Origin of the sequence: Microbacterium saperdae, assembly GCF_006716345.1 — a bacterium.
Classification (GTDB): domain Bacteria; phylum Actinomycetota; class Actinomycetes; order Actinomycetales; family Microbacteriaceae; genus Microbacterium; species Microbacterium saperdae.
On the sequence record NZ_VFOX01000001.1, the window covers coordinates 544,949 to 560,242 of the forward strand.

Below are 15,294 nucleotides of genomic sequence, written 5' to 3' on the forward strand. Positions count from 1 at the left end.
TTGCGCTCGCCGTAGTTCCGGCCGCGTGCGTAGGGTTCGACTCCCGCCGTCGCGTCCAAAAGCAGAAACTCAGCTCGTCCTTAATCTCTCGGATGATCACCGTGCGAAGCAAACGACCCCACCTGGTGGGCCAGGTGGGGTCGTACGTCGACACTATGGGGACAGAGCCGACGATCTAGGGGTGGGGTGCGTCAGCGAGCGCGACATTCGTGTTCACGATTGCGGACGGGTTGCGAATGAGGCTGACCGCCGTCGAGTCGACGGTCATGAACCGCCTTGTCTGGACAGTCTGGCCAGGGTAGAACGGGCTGCTGGATCGGAAGTAGAAGTCGATCGGGATGTTGGTGACGGTACCTGTCGCGATGACGGGGGGGCGAGTAGCTCGAGAGGTACACGCGGTACGTGACGCCGTTAACAACCTCGGTGGTGCCGGTGTCGGCCAACGTCGACCAGTCAGCGTTGCTGCCAGGAAGCGGAGTGAACGCGGGCGCCGGCCAGCCGCTCGAGATCAACACGTTGACATGGACTCCGGCGATGACGTCGCCAGCCGTGGTACCAGTGACGCGGAGGTACTTGTCCGCCCCGTCTGAGTCGAACTGCAGAGCGCCGGTGGAAGCGTTGTCGGGAGTCGTCGGGTACCAGCCGCTTCCGAAGTTGGACTCGATGGCGTAGTCGGCGGCTGGGGCGGACGCTGCCGCGAGCGGGGTCGCGATGGTCGCGGCGACGACGGGCACCGACCATGCTGCCGTCCGGATGATGGTGCGCCGGGTGGTGCCGTCGGTACTCGTTGAATCCTGGTCGCGCAAATCCATGTGCATGCCCCTACATCTGTTGTCGGGTGGACACGCTCGAGCGTCGGCTGCGGTCGCCTCCGGTGCATCGCTGAGATACCTGCCTTCCCCGTGGACACAGGTAAGTCCATCCCCTGGACGAAAGCTAACAGCCGGAGCGTCACCAGCCTTGGAAGCGAGCACGCACCCCCCATTAGTGGGGTGTACCCGCCCTGGTCGTTCAGGCCGTCGACGCCAACGGGGGGAGGTGGCGGATCGGGCGAGGACGTTGTGCGCGGCGCGGAAGGTGCAACCGGCTGACGTCTTCGAGTACGTCCATCGGAGACGTGTAGTAGGTCGTCAAGGGAAGATCCCTCAACCAGACGACTTCCACTTCGCACTCGTCCAGCTGGTATACGCAGGCGACAGTCCGGCGCGCGTCTGTCGGCCCGTAACGATGATCGAGGATCACCCACTCGGTGTCGGTGATCTTCTTCAGCTCGAACTGAGGATCGGACATCGGGGACATCTCAACACTCCAATCAGTCAGCCTTGGCTACTGAGGAGCGCACCACATCCGAGTGACACAGAATCCCGTACCACTTGGTCAACGGGCGCCCTTCAGCCCGCCAGAATTCACCAGAATTATACGTCGCACCAATCGCCCCCGCCAGCGCGGCCAAATCGACTCGAAACCAGTCGGCGCACGACGTCTGCAGCGCCTGATTCAACGTCACCTCACGGGCCGCGTAATAGATCCGGTGAAATCGAGTCTCTTGAGATATGGACTGGATGCCGTTGGCTGTTGCTCTGCTCGTCGTATCGACGGCGATGATCGTTGTGACGATACTCACCGCAGCGGTGGGATCGGTTGATCGCCGCCCTTCGAGGCGGAGCTGACTCGCGTCTTGGAAGCGGGAGGCCTGTCCTCCACGCGGCGAGGAGCGGTACACGCCCGGGACGGTGACGTCGCACACACGCTGGCCTTCCTCACTGGCCTCGGTGGCCTGGGTCCGCTTCATCTGGCAGTTGCTCGGCGGGCACGATGACCACGTCCTGCACCTTCCAGTCCAGGGCCGCAATTCCTTCTGCGACGGTGGTGACCTGACGGGTGGTGACTCTGCCGCGTCTGGGAATGACGAAGGCTTCCACGTGGAACACCTGTCCCTGGTCACGGAGACGGACAGCAGCGTCGCGTACCCAGGGCTGTGAGCGCAGGTGTGCGACGATGTCGCTCGCGAGGGGATGGGGATTCTTGCTGTCGTATGTTCGGGCGCGTTGATCCATGAGATCGACGACTGCGGCCTTGGTGTTGCGGACACCGTCCCAGATGATCCCGAGTGAGATGAACACGGCTGCCGCTCCGTCGAGCCACCACACCCCGACACCCACGCCGAGGACGCCGACGATGGACGCGACGGTCGTTTGCCAGTCCGCTTTTGCCATATCCGCGTCGGCGTAGAGAAGCTTGTTGTGCAGGACGGGTGCGAGCTTCGCTTTCGCGGGGCCGTAGAAGAAGATCGGGCCGACGACGATGACAGCCATCACCGCGATCATCAACCAGCCCAGCCAGATCGTCTGGCCCCAGATCTGCACCGTGCCGATCGTGGGATGTTCACCGGCGATCAGTCCCAAGGTCGACTCCACAGCAAGGTTTGCACCCACGACGAAGAGGGCGACGCCGGCGACGAGGTGCCCGATACCCATCGCCCGATGCATGCCGTAGGGGTGGGTGCGGTTGGGTCTGCGGCGGACGAATATCAGGGCGATCAGGAACGCGAACTGGGGAATCAGCGACAACATGTCTTCGATCCATGCCGTCCGCATCGCCTGCGAGTTCCCGACGACCACAGCGATGACGGCGATCGTCACGCTCGTGTAGGCGATGGTGATCCACTCCCAGCGGACGGCCTTACGCAGCGCCTGCGCCTGCTCAGGGGGCAGATCCGTGCGTCCGAACTCATGATTCCTGCTCACGACCCGACCTCGGCGTCGAGGAAACGCTCGAGCGTCGACAAGAAGTCGTTCTCACCCAGCGGCACCAGCATCACGAGCTCACGGCCATCGGCGCCGGAGATATCCGTGAACCCGCGACTGACGCCAGCACGTTCCAGCCACGGAGTGTCAGCCGTGATGCCCCCCGCTATCAGGTCAAGGTCGCCTTCTTCCAGCATTCCCACGAGCGTCTCTTCCGTCGCGACGGTCCACACCGGTGTGGCGTCGAGTGCTGCCGCAAAGCGATCGACGAGTGCGACGACGCTTCCGGAGGGCACGCCAGCGCTGTCGACCACCAGGGGAGGATCTGGGGACACGCCGACGCGAAGCTCACCATCGCGAACCGTTTCGAGCGTGCCGTTCGGGTCGGTGGGGATCGTCAGACCACACCCGCTGAGCAGCAGGGCAACCACGCCGGAGGCAATCAGAGCAGAGCAGGAGCGAGATCGACGCGCGTTCACGTGACCCATCCTCGCGACCGAAAGCGGGGCGATGAAGGCGATTGACGCGAACCAAGCCCAGGAGTATGGGTTGAGGGAACGTGCGATCAGACTTCAGCTGCCTCACGGTGATGCTCACCATGTGCCCGATCGCACTTCCCGGCACGCTCGCGCGGCACCTCTGCTCCGCCGCGACCGTCCCACGCATCTCCGAACGGCCTCAATTCAGTATGGTGGCTGGTGTGGGCACACTGAACTACGGCGTCGCGACGGAGCCCATCCACATTGAGGATCGTGCGCTCGCACACCTGAAGATCGTCATCGCGACCAAGCTGCGCCGCAATGAGAGCTTCACGCTCTCCTGGAAGCACCCGGATGGCGATGCCCCCGGACGATCGACGATTTGGTTGCACCCGTCGATCCCGCTTCGGTTTACCTTCGACGATGCCGAGGCGCCGATGATCAACGTGAAGTGGATCGAGGACCTGATGCTATCGGCGAACTCCACCGGCGGAATCCTGCTCATCGACGAAGTACTCGACGCCGCGGACGAAGTTGATCCGTCGGACGAATAGCCGACCGTCTGCATCAGAATCCGGAATTCGTCAACGGTCTTGTCGCTCCGCTCCTTCGGGGTGACGGTTGTTCTAGACCGTTGAAGGGAACGGTCTCTGTCGAACGTTGGAGGGTGAGATGTCAGACGTTCCCGATGCCCGCTTTGAACTCCGGAAAGTCGCCGAACGCGAGTGGCTGATTCTGGATCATCGGTACGCGGAAAACGATCCGCGTAGAACAGTGGGCTGCGTCTATCACGTCGACGTCAGCGAGGTCGAAGTCATGTGGATCCGCGAAATCCCGGTCGCAATCCGATACATGTCAGCCATCGAAGCACTCGACGAGGTGCGCCGCTTCTACGAGACGAGCCGCGCGACGCGCCCGATCGAGATCCCGCACCTGCCGCCGCTGATCTCGAAGTAGCGTGCCGTGAGGGTCAGGGCTCATCGCTGCGGCGGAGGACGACCCCGAACACGGATGAGCGCGACCCTGTCCAGGTGGTCGTCGCTCGCATCGACCGTCGTTCGCTTCGGCGGGGCAGCGGCCGTCAGCGGATGAGGGTCAGCAGATGCGTGGCCTGGGCTTCCGTGGTGCCGGGAGGGTTGCGCCGAAACGCTCCATTCCCCGGCAGGAGCATCACGAGCCAGAACGCCGCCCAGAGCGGGCGATAGGCAGCCATCCGTTTCCGCTCCTCCTCGGACAGCCCGGCGGCGGCGGAGAGCGTCACGGAGTCGAACACGCCGGTGAGGCGTCCGGCGAGATGCTCGACGTGATCAGCCAGATCGTACGCCGGATCCGTGAGGCCCCCGTCCTCGAAGTCGACGAGTCGGCAGGTCCGGCCGTCCCAGAGGATGTTCGCGGGGTTGAGGTCTGCGATCCCGAGTGCGGTGAGTCGCGTCGCCGGGAGCACATCGGGCCGAGACAACCACTCCCTCGCCGTGTCGATCCCGTCCCGCACGTGCGCGGGGTCCTCGCAGAGGGACAGGTCGTGCGTTTCGTCCAGCCAGCCGCTCAGAGCGCCAGGAAGCGTCGACGGGCCGAGACGGCGCTCGCCGATCCCGGCTGCGGTGACGTGCGCGAGGGGGATGCCGTAGAGGCGTCGCAGCGCGCGGCCGAGGGATGCCGTCTGCGCAGCGGTGAGCGGCCTGTCGCCGAGGGGCTTGCCCGGGAGCCGCTCCATGACCACGACAGGATGACCGTCTGCGCTCTCCTGCCGCAGCGGTCGCGGTGCGATCTCCGGGGCGTGTTCTGCGATGACGCGGAGGCAGCCCCACTCGCGGTCGGCTTCTCCGTCTGACCAGCTGAGGAACCTCTTCCTCACCTCCGTGTCGGTGAATCCGAGGTCGTGGGTCTGGGACGGCATGCACACAGCCTAGGAGCAGCATCGGCGGACGCTGTGCAGCCTCCTAGACTCGCAGCATGAGGATCCGGGCATGAGAGACGTCACACGTCGCGGCCTGCTGCTGTCGTTGCTGCTCGGCGGTGTCGCCGGATATGTCGACGCCATCGGCTTCATCGAGACCGGAGGTCTGTTCGTCTCCTTCATGAGCGGCAACTCCACCCAGTCCGGTGTCGAGGTCATCGAGCAGGGAGCGACGGCGGTGATCCTGCCGCTGTCGCTCGTCGCGGCGTTCGTCGTCGGAGTCACCGCAGGGGCGCTCATCGGGCGGCAGGGGCAACGGCGGGCGTGGGCGGTGGCCGCATCCGCCGCCGCCGTCGCGATCAGCGCGGTGCTCTCGTTCCTGCTGCCCGACGGGCCGTGGCGTTTCCTGCTGCTCGCGGCGGCGATGGGTGCCCTGAACACCCTGTACCTCGCGGAGGGGCGCGCGCGGGTCGCGATCACCTACGCCACCGGCACGCTGGTGAGTCTCGGATTGGCGCTCGCAGCCCTGGTGACAGGACGCTCGCGCTCCGAATGGCAGCGGCCTCTGCTGTTGTGGGGCGCGCTCGCGGGCGGAGCGGTGGTGGGGGCTGCCGCTCATCGGCTCGGTGGCGAGGTGGCTCTCCTGATCGCCGCCGTGGTGCTGGGCGTCGTGGCGGTCGCGCTGGCTGCGCGACGCCGGTTGCCCATCCGGCCCTGACGAATCGGCCCTACCGTCTCCGGTCTTCGCGTCCGGGCGCCGGGTCTTCCTTCTCGAACGCGTCGAGACCGGGACTGCGGCGATCGAGCGTCGCCCTGAGCTGCGCGTTCTCGTCCTCCAGGCCCATGACCGTCCTGATGCCGGCCAGATTGATGCCGTCGGTCTGGTGATCAGCGATGCGGCGCATGCGATCGATGTCATCCGCGCTGTATCGCCGGGTCCCGCCGTCGGTGCGCGCGGGGAGGACCAGGCCCTTCCGCTCGTACAGCCGCAGTGTCGCCGGGGGCAGGTCGAGCAGTTCCGCCGCAACGCTCATTGTGTACACCGGCACGGAGCGGGAAGTCGGGTCCATGGAGAGAGCTTCCCGCACGGACTTGCACTTCGTCAAACTTCGGTGTACAAAATATGCATCAGTTGATCCAGATCTTTCCGGGTCTCGGTGCCAGGACATGCGGGCACCGAGACAGCAGGCGACGACAGGTATGGAGGTGATCCTGTATGGCGATGACGAGCCAGGCGGATGTCCTGCAGACGGCTGTGATGCAGACGGAGTTCGCGGACATCATCTCCGCGGATGCGGAGTTGGTCCAGTCGGAGTTCGCGCAGATCATGGCGGTCCTCGTGGCCGAGTCCACCACCACTGCCACCGCACCCCGCCCCGCGGGAGAGCACGGCGTTCTCCGAGACCGCCGGACCGTTCCCGTCGTGGACCTGTGGATCCGAGCGCTTTCCGAACGTGTGCGGGCGCCTCCGCGTGAGGCCGCCGCGCGCGGCCGCTCTCATCACTCGCTACGACCGGACGGCTCCGGACGCCGTCCTCCATTGGAAGGAGAATCTCTCACCATGTCGATGTCATTTGATCCTTTCAGCCAGCTGGACCGAATCGCCCAGAGCGTCTTCGACACCAGCCGGCAACCGCGCCTGATGCCTGTGGATCTGTTCCGCGAAGGCGACCGCTACGTCCTCAACGCCGACCTTCCGGGAGTGGACCCTGGATCGGTGGATGTCGACGTCGACGGTCACCTCTTGACGATCCGCGCGGAACGCACCGAGGCGAACCGTGACAACTCGCGATGGCTGGCACAGGAGCGCCCGTTCGGGTCCTACGTCCGCCGCTTCACGATCGGTGACGACGTGGACGCGCAGGGCATCAGCGCCGCATATGACAACGGCGTGCTCAGCGTGGTGATCCCGATCGCTGAGCGTGCCAAGCCGCGCAAGATCCAGATCGATTCGGTCGGCTCCCACAGCTCCAAGGCTGTGACGGCCTGACCGCCGCCGTGGGTGGTCGCCGCATCGACGCGACCACCCACGGGTGGCCCCCCGCTTCGCGAAGGACGACCTCATCGCGGTCGTCAGGTCGTCAGGCCGTCCGGTCGTCAGGCCGTCACGGCGTGGCGCGTCGGGTGAACACCAGGTGCACCACGCCGGACGGCGACGGCGTCGCCTCGATCTCGAAGCGCTCCTCGAGCCCCTCCAGCCCGTCCCACAGGCGCTCGCCACGGCCGAGCACGATCGGCACGAGGACGATGTGCATGTGGTCGATCAGGTCGGCCGCGAGGAACTGCCGCACTGTGTCCACACCGCCGCCGATGCGGATGTCGCCATCGCCGGCCAGCGAGCGCGCCCGTGCCAGGGCATCGACGGGGTCGGCATCGACGAAGTGGAATGTGGTGCCTCCCTCCATCTCCAGGGTCGGTCGCGGGTGATGCGTCAGCACCACGACCGGGGTGCGGAAGACGGGCTCATCGCCCCACCACCCCTTCCACTCCTCGTCCTCCCAGGCACCGCGCTGCGGGCCGAACTTGTTGCGCCCCATGATCTCCGCGCCGATGCCGGGTCCCCACTGGCGTGCGAAGGCATCGTCGACGCCGGTGGAACCGGGGGTCGGACCCGGCAGCCCCATCTGGCGGAACGTGCGGGTGCCGAACGCCCACTGCATCAGGTGCGAGTCGGCGTGACCGAACGGCGCCTCGAGGGTCTGCCCCTCGCCGGCACCGAAGCCGTCGAGCGAGACCGAGAAGTTGTGCACGCGGACGAGGGACATGTGATCTCCAGGGGGTTGTCGAGTGTGCGACAACCGTACGGCGAAGGCACCGCGCGCGGCAACAGATGCCCGCGCGGCGCCGTGCAGTCCTCAGAGTCCGAGCTGGTCGAGCCTCTCCTCGAAGCGCACCTGCACATCCTCCGGCTCGTCGTCTTCGATCTCGGTCCAGATCGCGTCGAGCTCCTTCTGCACCGACTCCGGAAGTGCCGCGAACTTCTCGTCCCAGGCGGCGATCGGGGTCCAGTAGCCCACGACCTTGAACCGCGTCGCAGGCAGTCCCAGCTCCTTGCGCAGGTACTTGCGCACATCGCGCAGCGCGACGGTCTCGCCCGCCACCCAGACGTACCCCTCATCGAGGGCGAGGCGCTCGTCGACGATGCCGCGCACCAGCTGACCCAGCGCGCTCGGACCATGGCCGTTCCCGCCGACGACCCAGGTGACCTCGACGTCGGAGCTGACCTCGAAGGCGACCCTGTCGGCGTCGCTGGGCACTTCGAGCACGACCCGGGTGCGCACGCCTTCCGGTGCCTCCGCGGCGATGCGGGCGACGGCGGGCAGACCGGTGAGGTCGGCCACCAGCACCTGCCAGGTGATGTCGGCCGGGGGTGAGTACAGACCCGTCGGTGCGTTCAGTCCGAGCACGTGACCGGGCTCGGCACGGGCGGCCCAGGGGCCGGCGACGCCCGCCTCATGAGTGACGAAGTCGATGTCGAGCTCGCCGGCATCCGGGCGTACGCCGCTGATCGTGTACGTGCGCATCGGAGCCTCCGGCGCACCCTCCGGCGTCTCCCACCAGTCGCCCGCGGGCACGGGCAGCGAGACGTCGGTGGGGTCTTCGCCGTGCGGGAAGAACACACGCACGTACTCGTCGCCGATGCCGGTGCTGAGGAAGTCGGCGACGCCGTCGCCGGCGAGGGTGATGCGGATCAGGTTCGGGGTGAGGGTGGCCGTGCTGCTGACGATGCCGCGGTGGATGTTCACGGAGTCTCCGTCTCTTCGTTCGGGGTCGGGGAGTGAGTGGGGGTGCGGGGGTGAAGGGTGTTCGACGTCTGGGCGAGCCAGGAGTCGCGGTACAGGCCGTCGATGTCGAGGAGCTCCTCGTGCGTGCCACGCTGTGTGGGGCGTCCGTCGGCGAAGACGACGATCTGCTCAGCGGTGGTGGCCTGCTGCAGCCGATGTGCGATGAGCAGCGCCGTACGGCCCTTGCGCAGCGCGGCGATCGCCTCTTCCACCGCGTCGCGGTGATGCAGTCCGACGTCGGCCGTCGCCTCGTCGAGGATCACGACGGCGGGGTCCGCCAGGAACGCTCGCGCGACGGCGAGCTGCTGGATGCGGCCTTCGTCCATCGGCACGACGGGTTCATCCGAGGGGTCCGCGCCGCCGGACTCCCGGTTCAGGGCGTCGACCGCCCAGCCGGCCCCGACCGCCTGCAGTGCGGCGATCATGTCGTCGTGACTCGCGTCCGGCGCGACGAGTCGCAGGTTGTCGGCGATCGTGCCGCGGAACTGATGCAGCTCCTGCGACAGATAGTAGGGCGCATCCGCGTTCGCGGCGAGGTGCACGCTCCCGGACGTCGGCGGGTGGTGTCCGGCGATCACCCGGGCGAGGGTGCTCTTGCCCGACCCGGACGTGCCGACCAGTGCGGCGGTCGTGCCGGACGAGACCTGCAGGTTCACGTCGCTGATGCCGCGACCGGTGGTCGGGTAGTGGAACGTCAGGTCGCGCACCTCGATGCCCGCGGATGCCGCCGTCGCCGCATCCGATCCGCCGGTCGTCACGCCCGAGGCTGCAGGGGCCAGGTCGATGACGCCCACGAGGCGCGCGAGTCCGATCGCCGCGCGCTGGATGTCGTTGAGGCCGAAGATCAGCTGACCGACCGGACCGAACAGGCGGTGGAAGAGCAGCGCGGCGGTGGTGACCATGCCGACGGTGATCGCGCCGGCGGACTGCAGCAGGAAGCCGGTGCCGAGGATCGCGGCCAGACCGACCAGTTCGCCGCCGTTGATCCACCGGAACAGCCGGTTCGTCACGCGTACGCCTTCGATCTGCATCCGGATCGAGGCCTCGGCACGCTCGGAGACACGGGCGAGGGCGTGGTCCTGTTCGTTGAACGCGGTGAGCGTGTCGATGCCCTCGACCGCGTCGAGCACGGCCTGACTCCGCGCGGCTTCGCGCACGCGCACCTCGCGGAACACGACGCGCGACCTCCGCAGGAACGCCCGGGTTCCGAGCACGTAGAACGGCGCGGACGCGATGCCGGCGAGCGCCAGCCAGGGGTCGAGCGCGGTCAGCGCGACCACCGAGACGGCGATCGCGAAGGCGGCGGACAGGAGGGTGGGCGCGACGTTTCCACCGGCCTCAGCCACGGCGTCGACGTCGCCCGTCACGCGGGAGAGCAGATCGGCGCTCTCTCCGTCGTCGACCGCGCTGACCGGGAGGCGCATGGCGGAGGTGAACACGTCTTCGCGCAGGCTGGCGAGCATGTCCTGCACCAGGCCGGTGAGCACCCGCACCGCCCACAGCATCACCACGGCAGCGCCGATCGCACCGGCACCCGCGCCGACCACCCAGCCGGCGATGGTCGCGAATCCGGCATCCGATGACACGGCGTCGACGATGCGGCCCAGGCACGCGGGCATCACGATGCCGAGGGCGGATGCCGCGAGGAAGAGCAGAGCGACGCCCGCGGCCCTCCGCGGATGCTGTCGCAGCAGGGCGGCGACCACGGCGCGCACGCGGGCGCTCGAGGCGATCGGGAGCAGCGGTGTGGTGGAGTTCGTGGAGTCACTCATGCCCAGCATCCGATCCGTGTGAGGGGAGTTCGACGACCCGGTCGCAGGCGCCGAGCAGGACGGGGGACGTGGTGATCACGATGACGGTGTCGCTGTGCCCGGCGAGCGAACGCGCGATGTGCGCCTCGGTGACGGCGTCCACGGCCGAGGTCGGCTCATCCAGCACGAGCACCTCGGCATCCGCGTGCAGCGCCCGTGCGATCCCGATGCGCTGCCGCTGCCCGCCCGAGAGTCGTCGACCGGCCTCGCCCACCTGCGACTCCCAGCCGCCCACCTGCACCACGGTGTCCTGCAGAGCGGCCATGTCGACGAGGGCGGGATGCGGCGATCCGTCGTTGCCGTGTCCGCGCACGGACTCGCGCAGCGTGCCGCTCACGATCGTCTGGCCGTGCGGCGGGGCGACGACCCGGCGGCGGTACTCGACCGGATCCCATTCCGTCAGATCACGCCGTTCACCATCGACCGAGAGCTGGACCCGGCCGTGCTCCGGTGGCGTGCGCAGGCCGAGCAACCGGGAGAGCGCCCGTGCGGTATCGCTGTCAGCCGGACGGATGCCGAGCAGCTCACCCTCTCTCACCTCCACGAGGGGCCCATCCGCCGTGCCCACGCGGAAGGTCAGCACGATGTCATCCGCCGGGGCGGCATGACCCGCGCGCGCGACCGGCCCGTCGAGCAGGTCTTCGGCGTCGATGACCTCGGCCAGTCTCTTGGCCGAGGCGAGCTTGTGGATCCAGTTGGAAGGGAACGATCCCGCGTAGGCGAGGTAGCCGCTGATGAACTGGGCGAGTCCGAGCACGGTGACCAGCTCGCCGATGCTGATGCGGCCCTCAGCGGCGAACCAGGCCGACATGCCCGCGAGAGCGGTCGTCGCGACCGCGGCGAGCGTGCTGCTGACCGCTTCGTACGAGGCGAGGGATCGACCGGCCGCGGTCGCGGCGCGGCGGGAGGTGTCGCTCGCGGCGATGTAACGCCGCACGGCCTCCTCGCGCGCGCCGATGCCGACGAGCACGCGGAAACCGCTCATGAAGTCCGCGGCGACGGCCCCGGCCTCGGTGGCCGCATGCTGCTCGGCGAAGCCCCGACGCTCGAGCGGACGCGACACGACCTGCATCACGAACATCATCGTGATGGTCGAGCCGAAGACGACGAGGGTCGCGACGGGCGAGATCACCAGCATCGCGAGTCCGGCCCCGATGATCGCGGCGATCGTGGAGCACTGCTGCGCCACGGACCACGCCACACCGGCGACCCGATAGGTGTCGGACGTGACGAAGGTCAGCGCCTCGCCGGGCGTCACGGTGCGGCGCGAGAGTCGGGGGCGCAGCATCCGCGACAGCGTCAGGTGGCGCAGCGCCTGCTCTCCGTAACCGTAGATCGAGACCATCAGGCGGGAGGCCGACTGATAGCTCACGGTCAGCACGAGGAATGTCGCCACCAGCACGGCGATCCAGAGCGCGAGCGCTGCCGGGTCGGCGGGGAGCACGGCGCGGTCGATCGTCGCCCCGATGATGACGGGGATCGTGGCCTCGGCCAGCGCATGCACGATGAGCAGCGCCGTCGCTCCGGCCAGGGCGATGCCCCGTCCCTCCGCGCTCAGGGCGATGCCGAAGAGCCGTCGCGGAGTGTTCGTCACGGTGTCCGCCGGCCGAGCGGGAGCACGAGGGGCGTACCCGACACGGGATCGGTGATCACCTTGCACGGGAGGTCGTACACGGCCTGCACGAGCTCGGCGGTGATGATCTCTCGAGGGTCACCCTGCGCGACGACGGCCCCATCGCGCATCGCCACGAGGTGGGTCGCGTAGCGCGCGGCGTGGTTGAGGTCATGCAGGACGGCCACCAGGGTGGTCCCGCTGCGGTGCAGATCGGCGAACAACTCCATCAGGTCGATCTGGTGCGCGATGTCGAGGAACGTCGTCGGCTCGTCGAGCAGCAGATGCTTGGTCTGCTGTGCGAGCGCCATCGCCACCCACACGCGCTGGCGCTGGCCGCCGGACAGCTCGTCGACGAGTCGGCGGGACAGGTCGGTGACCCCGGTCGCCGCCATCGCCGCGGAGACCGCGCGCTCATCGGCACTGCTCCAGGTGCGCATCGCGCTCTGGTGCGGGAACCGACCGCGACCGACCAAGTCGGCGACCGTGATCCCGTCGGGGGCGATGGACGACTGGGGGAGGAGCCCCAGCTTGCGGGCCGCCTCTTTCGGCTTGAGGGTGCGCAGCTCGGCGCCGTCCAGCAGCACGGCGCCGGTGATGGGGCGCAGCAGCCGGGCGAACCCGCGCAGCAGGGTCGACTTGCCGCACGCGTTCGGTCCGATGATGATCGTGAACGAGTCGTCCGGCACCTCCAGCGACAGGTCGGAGATGATCGGGGTCTCCCCGTAGCCCAGCGTGATGTCGCGGGCCAGCAGCGAAGCGGTCATGCGTGTTCCTTTCAGGTGCGGCGCGCGTACTGGGCGGCCAGCAGCCAGGCGAGATAGAGGCCGCCGACCGACACCGTCACGACGCCGACGGGGACGGCGACGAGCTGGGCGACCGCGTCGGAGACCACGACGAGGGCGGCGCCGGTCAGCATCACGGGTACGGTGCCCATCGGCGTGTTCGAGCGGGTGAGGCGCTGCGAGATCTGCGGTGCCGCGAGCGCGATGAACGAGATGGGGCCGGCCGCGGCCGTGACCAGCGCGACCAGGGCGACGCCGAATACCATCGCCGTGAGGCGCGTGCGTCCGGGGCTGATGCCCAGCGCGGTCGCCGCGTCGTCGCCCATCTCGAGCACGGGCAGCGTGCGGCCCAGCGGGAGCGAGAGCAGCGTGACGATCGCGAAGACGATCGACGCGGGGATCAGCTGGTCGAAACCGAGCGAGGCGAGGGAGCCCGCACCCCAGGTCGCGGCCATCATCGCCTTCTCGACGCTCACCGAGATCAGGATCCAGGAGGTGAGCGAGCCGAGCCCCGCTGAGACGCCGATGCCGACGATGATCAGACGGAAGGATGACATGGTGTTCTTGTTCGCCAGCACGTACACGAGCAGTGCGGTGATCAGCCCGCCGATGAGCGCACCCACCGCCTTGAACATGTAGGTGTTGAGTTCCAGCACCACCATCATGAGCGTCACGCCGAACTGGGCGCCGATGCCGAACCCGATGATGTCGGGCGAGCCGAGCGGATTGCGCGTGAGCGACTGGAAGATGCCGCCCGCGAGTGCCAGCGCCGCGCCGCACAGCACCGCGAACAGCACGCGCGGCAGTCGCCACTCGAAGACCACCTGGCGGATGTCGGGGTCGGAGGACGGGTCGACGATCGCGCGGACGACCGAGCCGAAGTCCACCTCATAGGCGCCGATCGTCATCGAGGCGAGACCGGCCGCGATGATCACGACGGTCAGCGCCAGGCAGACCACGATCGAGCGCACCGGGATGAGCGTCGCGATGCGCGCGGTCTCGATCCGGATCTGGCGGCGTCCGTGATCGACCGGAGTGAATTCGTCGTCGTCGTGCGTGACGGCCCCGGCGGGGGCGGTGGGGCGCTGGTCGATGCTCACAGTCCACTCACCCGCTTGCGGCGCACGAGCGCGATCAGGATGGGCGCGCCCAGGAGAGCGGTGACGATCCCGACGCGCAGCTCGCCGCTGGGGAGCACGATGCGGCCCAGGATGTCGGCGAACAGCAGGAAGGACGGACCGATGATCATCGAGTACGTCAGCACCCAGCGCTGATCGGGACCCGTGAACCAGCGGACGACGTGGGGGATCATCAGCCCGACGAAGGCGATGGGGCCGGCGGCGGCGACGCTCGTGCCGGCCAGCAGGGTGACCGCGATGATCACGAGCACACGGGTGACGCGCACCCGGGCGCCGAGCGCCTGGGCCAGGTCGTCGCCGAGCGCCAGTGCGTTCAGGGAGCGGGCGCAGAGCAGCCCGATCAGGAGACCCGCGATGATCAGCGGCGCGGCCCAGGCGAGCTGGTCGAGGGTGCGTCCGCCGATCGAGCCGACGCCCCAGAAGCGCATGACCTGAAGGGTGCCCAGGTCGCGCAGCACGATCGCGGTGGTGAGGCCGGTGAAGGCGGCGCCGAGGGCGACACCGGCGAGCGTCAGCTTCATGGGGGTCGCACCGGAGGCGCCGAACGAGCCCAGTGCGTACACGAGGATCGTGAGCAGGAAGGCGCCGGCCAGCGCGAAGGGCACGTACGCGCCGGGCGTGGTCAGCCCGAGCACGCCGACCGCGAAGGTGACCGCGAAGGATGCCCCCGCGTTCACGCCGAGGATGCCGGGGTCGGCCAGCGGGTTGCGGGTGAAGGCCTGGATGAGGCCGCCGCACACGGCCAGGGCGGCGCCGACGACGATGCCGAGCAGCGTGCGGGGAACCCGCAACTCCATGACCATGAGGTGCAGCGCGTTGTCGTCGTCGTAGGCGAAGAGGGACTGCAGCACGGTGAGGGGATCGATCGCGCGGTTGCCGACCGCGAGTGAGGCGATGGTGGCGATCACCAGCACCACCGCCGAGACGATCAGTCCCAGCACGAGCGTCGCGCCCCGGTGCGGGGAGCCGTCTGCACGACTCCCCGCACCTGTGTTCGAGACGTCCGTGCCGTCTTTCGTCGCCAGGGACATCTCTGCGA

18 protein-coding genes are annotated in these 15,294 nt (G+C 68.1%); 4 read left to right on the top strand and 14 right to left on the bottom strand.

Annotation, left to right across the window (positions count from 1 at the left end; genetic code table 11):
- Nucleotides 1–191 precede the first annotated feature (191 nt).
- The 5 genes from FB560_RS02460 to FB560_RS02480 form a co-directional block, all read right to left on the bottom strand.
- Entirely contained in the window at nt 192–812 is a 621-nt protein-coding gene (locus tag FB560_RS02460) for a hypothetical protein (RefSeq protein WP_141870912.1), read from the bottom strand.
- Between the two features lie 199 nt (nt 813–1,011).
- Nucleotides 1,012–1,290, bottom strand: a complete 279-nt coding sequence (locus FB560_RS02465) for a hypothetical protein (RefSeq protein WP_229673318.1) — start codon at nt 1,288–1,290, stop codon at nt 1,012–1,014.
- Between the two features lie 22 nt (nt 1,291–1,312).
- Entirely contained in the window at nt 1,313–1,792 is a 480-nt protein-coding gene (locus FB560_RS02470; RefSeq protein WP_141870914.1) for a hypothetical protein, read from the bottom strand.
- Nucleotides 1,761–2,714: a cation transporter gene (locus FB560_RS02475; RefSeq protein ID WP_267901908.1), complete on the bottom strand. Its 954-nt coding sequence runs from the start codon at nt 2,712–2,714 to the stop codon at nt 1,761–1,763. Before FB560_RS02475 ends, FB560_RS02470 begins: the two co-directional genes overlap by 32 nt.
- A gap of 29 nt (nt 2,715–2,743) precedes the next feature.
- Nucleotides 2,744–3,226 (bottom strand): transporter substrate-binding domain-containing protein, encoded by a 483-nt coding sequence (locus tag FB560_RS02480; protein ID WP_229673314.1) that lies wholly within the window; start codon nt 3,224–3,226, stop codon nt 2,744–2,746.
- Nucleotides 3,227–3,447: 221 nt separating this feature from the next.
- Here FB560_RS02480 and FB560_RS02485 point away from each other — a divergent pair, with 221 nt between their 5' ends.
- Both FB560_RS02485 and FB560_RS02490 read left to right on the top strand, forming a co-directional pair.
- A complete protein-coding gene (locus FB560_RS02485; RefSeq protein WP_141873092.1) occupies nt 3,448–3,780 on the top strand; it encodes a DUF7882 family protein in 333 nt (110 codons plus the stop codon).
- 118 nt (nt 3,781–3,898) lie between these two features.
- A complete protein-coding gene (locus FB560_RS02490; protein WP_141870916.1) occupies nt 3,899–4,183 on the top strand; it encodes a hypothetical protein in 285 nt (94 codons plus the stop codon).
- Nucleotides 4,184–4,307: 124 nt separating this feature from the next.
- Here FB560_RS02490 and FB560_RS02495 read toward each other — a convergent pair whose 3' ends face one another.
- Complete coding sequence (locus FB560_RS02495; protein ID WP_141870917.1) at nt 4,308–5,123, bottom strand: aminoglycoside phosphotransferase family protein; 816 nt, start codon at nt 5,121–5,123, stop codon at nt 4,308–4,310.
- Between the two features lie 70 nt (nt 5,124–5,193).
- On the opposite strand from FB560_RS02495, the gene FB560_RS02500 reads away from it, so the two are divergent.
- Nucleotides 5,194–5,841: a YoaK family protein gene (locus FB560_RS02500; protein WP_141870918.1), complete on the top strand. Its 648-nt coding sequence runs from the start codon at nt 5,194–5,196 to the stop codon at nt 5,839–5,841.
- A gap of 10 nt (nt 5,842–5,851) precedes the next feature.
- Here FB560_RS02500 and FB560_RS02505 read toward each other — a convergent pair whose 3' ends face one another.
- Nucleotides 5,852–6,193 carry a MerR family transcriptional regulator gene (locus FB560_RS02505; protein WP_141870919.1) on the bottom strand — a complete coding sequence of 114 codons (342 nt, stop codon included), beginning with the start codon at nt 6,191–6,193 and terminating at the stop codon, nt 5,852–5,854.
- Nucleotides 6,194–6,684: 491 nt separating this feature from the next.
- Between FB560_RS02505 and FB560_RS02510 the strand changes: the two genes are divergently transcribed.
- Nucleotides 6,685–7,113: an Hsp20/alpha crystallin family protein gene (locus FB560_RS02510; protein WP_141873093.1), complete on the top strand. Its 429-nt coding sequence runs from the start codon at nt 6,685–6,687 to the stop codon at nt 7,111–7,113.
- Between the two features lie 115 nt (nt 7,114–7,228).
- Here FB560_RS02510 and FB560_RS02515 read toward each other — a convergent pair whose 3' ends face one another.
- From FB560_RS02515 to FB560_RS02545, 7 genes are all read right to left on the bottom strand, one after another.
- Nucleotides 7,229–7,888 carry a dihydrofolate reductase family protein gene (locus tag FB560_RS02515; RefSeq protein ID WP_141870920.1) on the bottom strand — a complete coding sequence of 220 codons (660 nt, stop codon included), beginning with the start codon at nt 7,886–7,888 and terminating at the stop codon, nt 7,229–7,231.
- A gap of 90 nt (nt 7,889–7,978) precedes the next feature.
- Complete coding sequence (locus FB560_RS02520) at nt 7,979–8,869, bottom strand: siderophore-interacting protein (RefSeq protein WP_141870921.1); 891 nt, start codon at nt 8,867–8,869, stop codon at nt 7,979–7,981.
- A complete protein-coding gene (locus FB560_RS02525; RefSeq protein WP_170198026.1) occupies nt 8,866–10,680 on the bottom strand; it encodes an ABC transporter ATP-binding protein in 1,815 nt (604 codons plus the stop codon). The genes FB560_RS02520 and FB560_RS02525 overlap by 4 nt, the downstream gene beginning before the upstream one ends.
- Nucleotides 10,673–12,313: an ABC transporter transmembrane domain-containing protein gene (locus FB560_RS02530; RefSeq protein ID WP_141870923.1), complete on the bottom strand. Its 1,641-nt coding sequence runs from the start codon at nt 12,311–12,313 to the stop codon at nt 10,673–10,675. Before FB560_RS02530 ends, FB560_RS02525 begins: the two co-directional genes overlap by 8 nt.
- Nucleotides 12,310–13,098 carry an ABC transporter ATP-binding protein gene (locus FB560_RS02535; protein ID WP_141870924.1) on the bottom strand — a complete coding sequence of 263 codons (789 nt, stop codon included), beginning with the start codon at nt 13,096–13,098 and terminating at the stop codon, nt 12,310–12,312. Before FB560_RS02535 ends, FB560_RS02530 begins: the two co-directional genes overlap by 4 nt.
- A gap of 11 nt (nt 13,099–13,109) precedes the next feature.
- Nucleotides 13,110–14,216, bottom strand: a complete 1,107-nt coding sequence (locus FB560_RS02540; RefSeq protein ID WP_141870925.1) for a FecCD family ABC transporter permease — start codon at nt 14,214–14,216, stop codon at nt 13,110–13,112.
- Nucleotides 14,213–15,286: a FecCD family ABC transporter permease gene (locus tag FB560_RS02545; RefSeq protein WP_170198027.1), complete on the bottom strand. Its 1,074-nt coding sequence runs from the start codon at nt 15,284–15,286 to the stop codon at nt 14,213–14,215. The genes FB560_RS02540 and FB560_RS02545 overlap by 4 nt, the downstream gene beginning before the upstream one ends.
- Nucleotides 15,287–15,294: the final 8 nt, after the last annotated feature.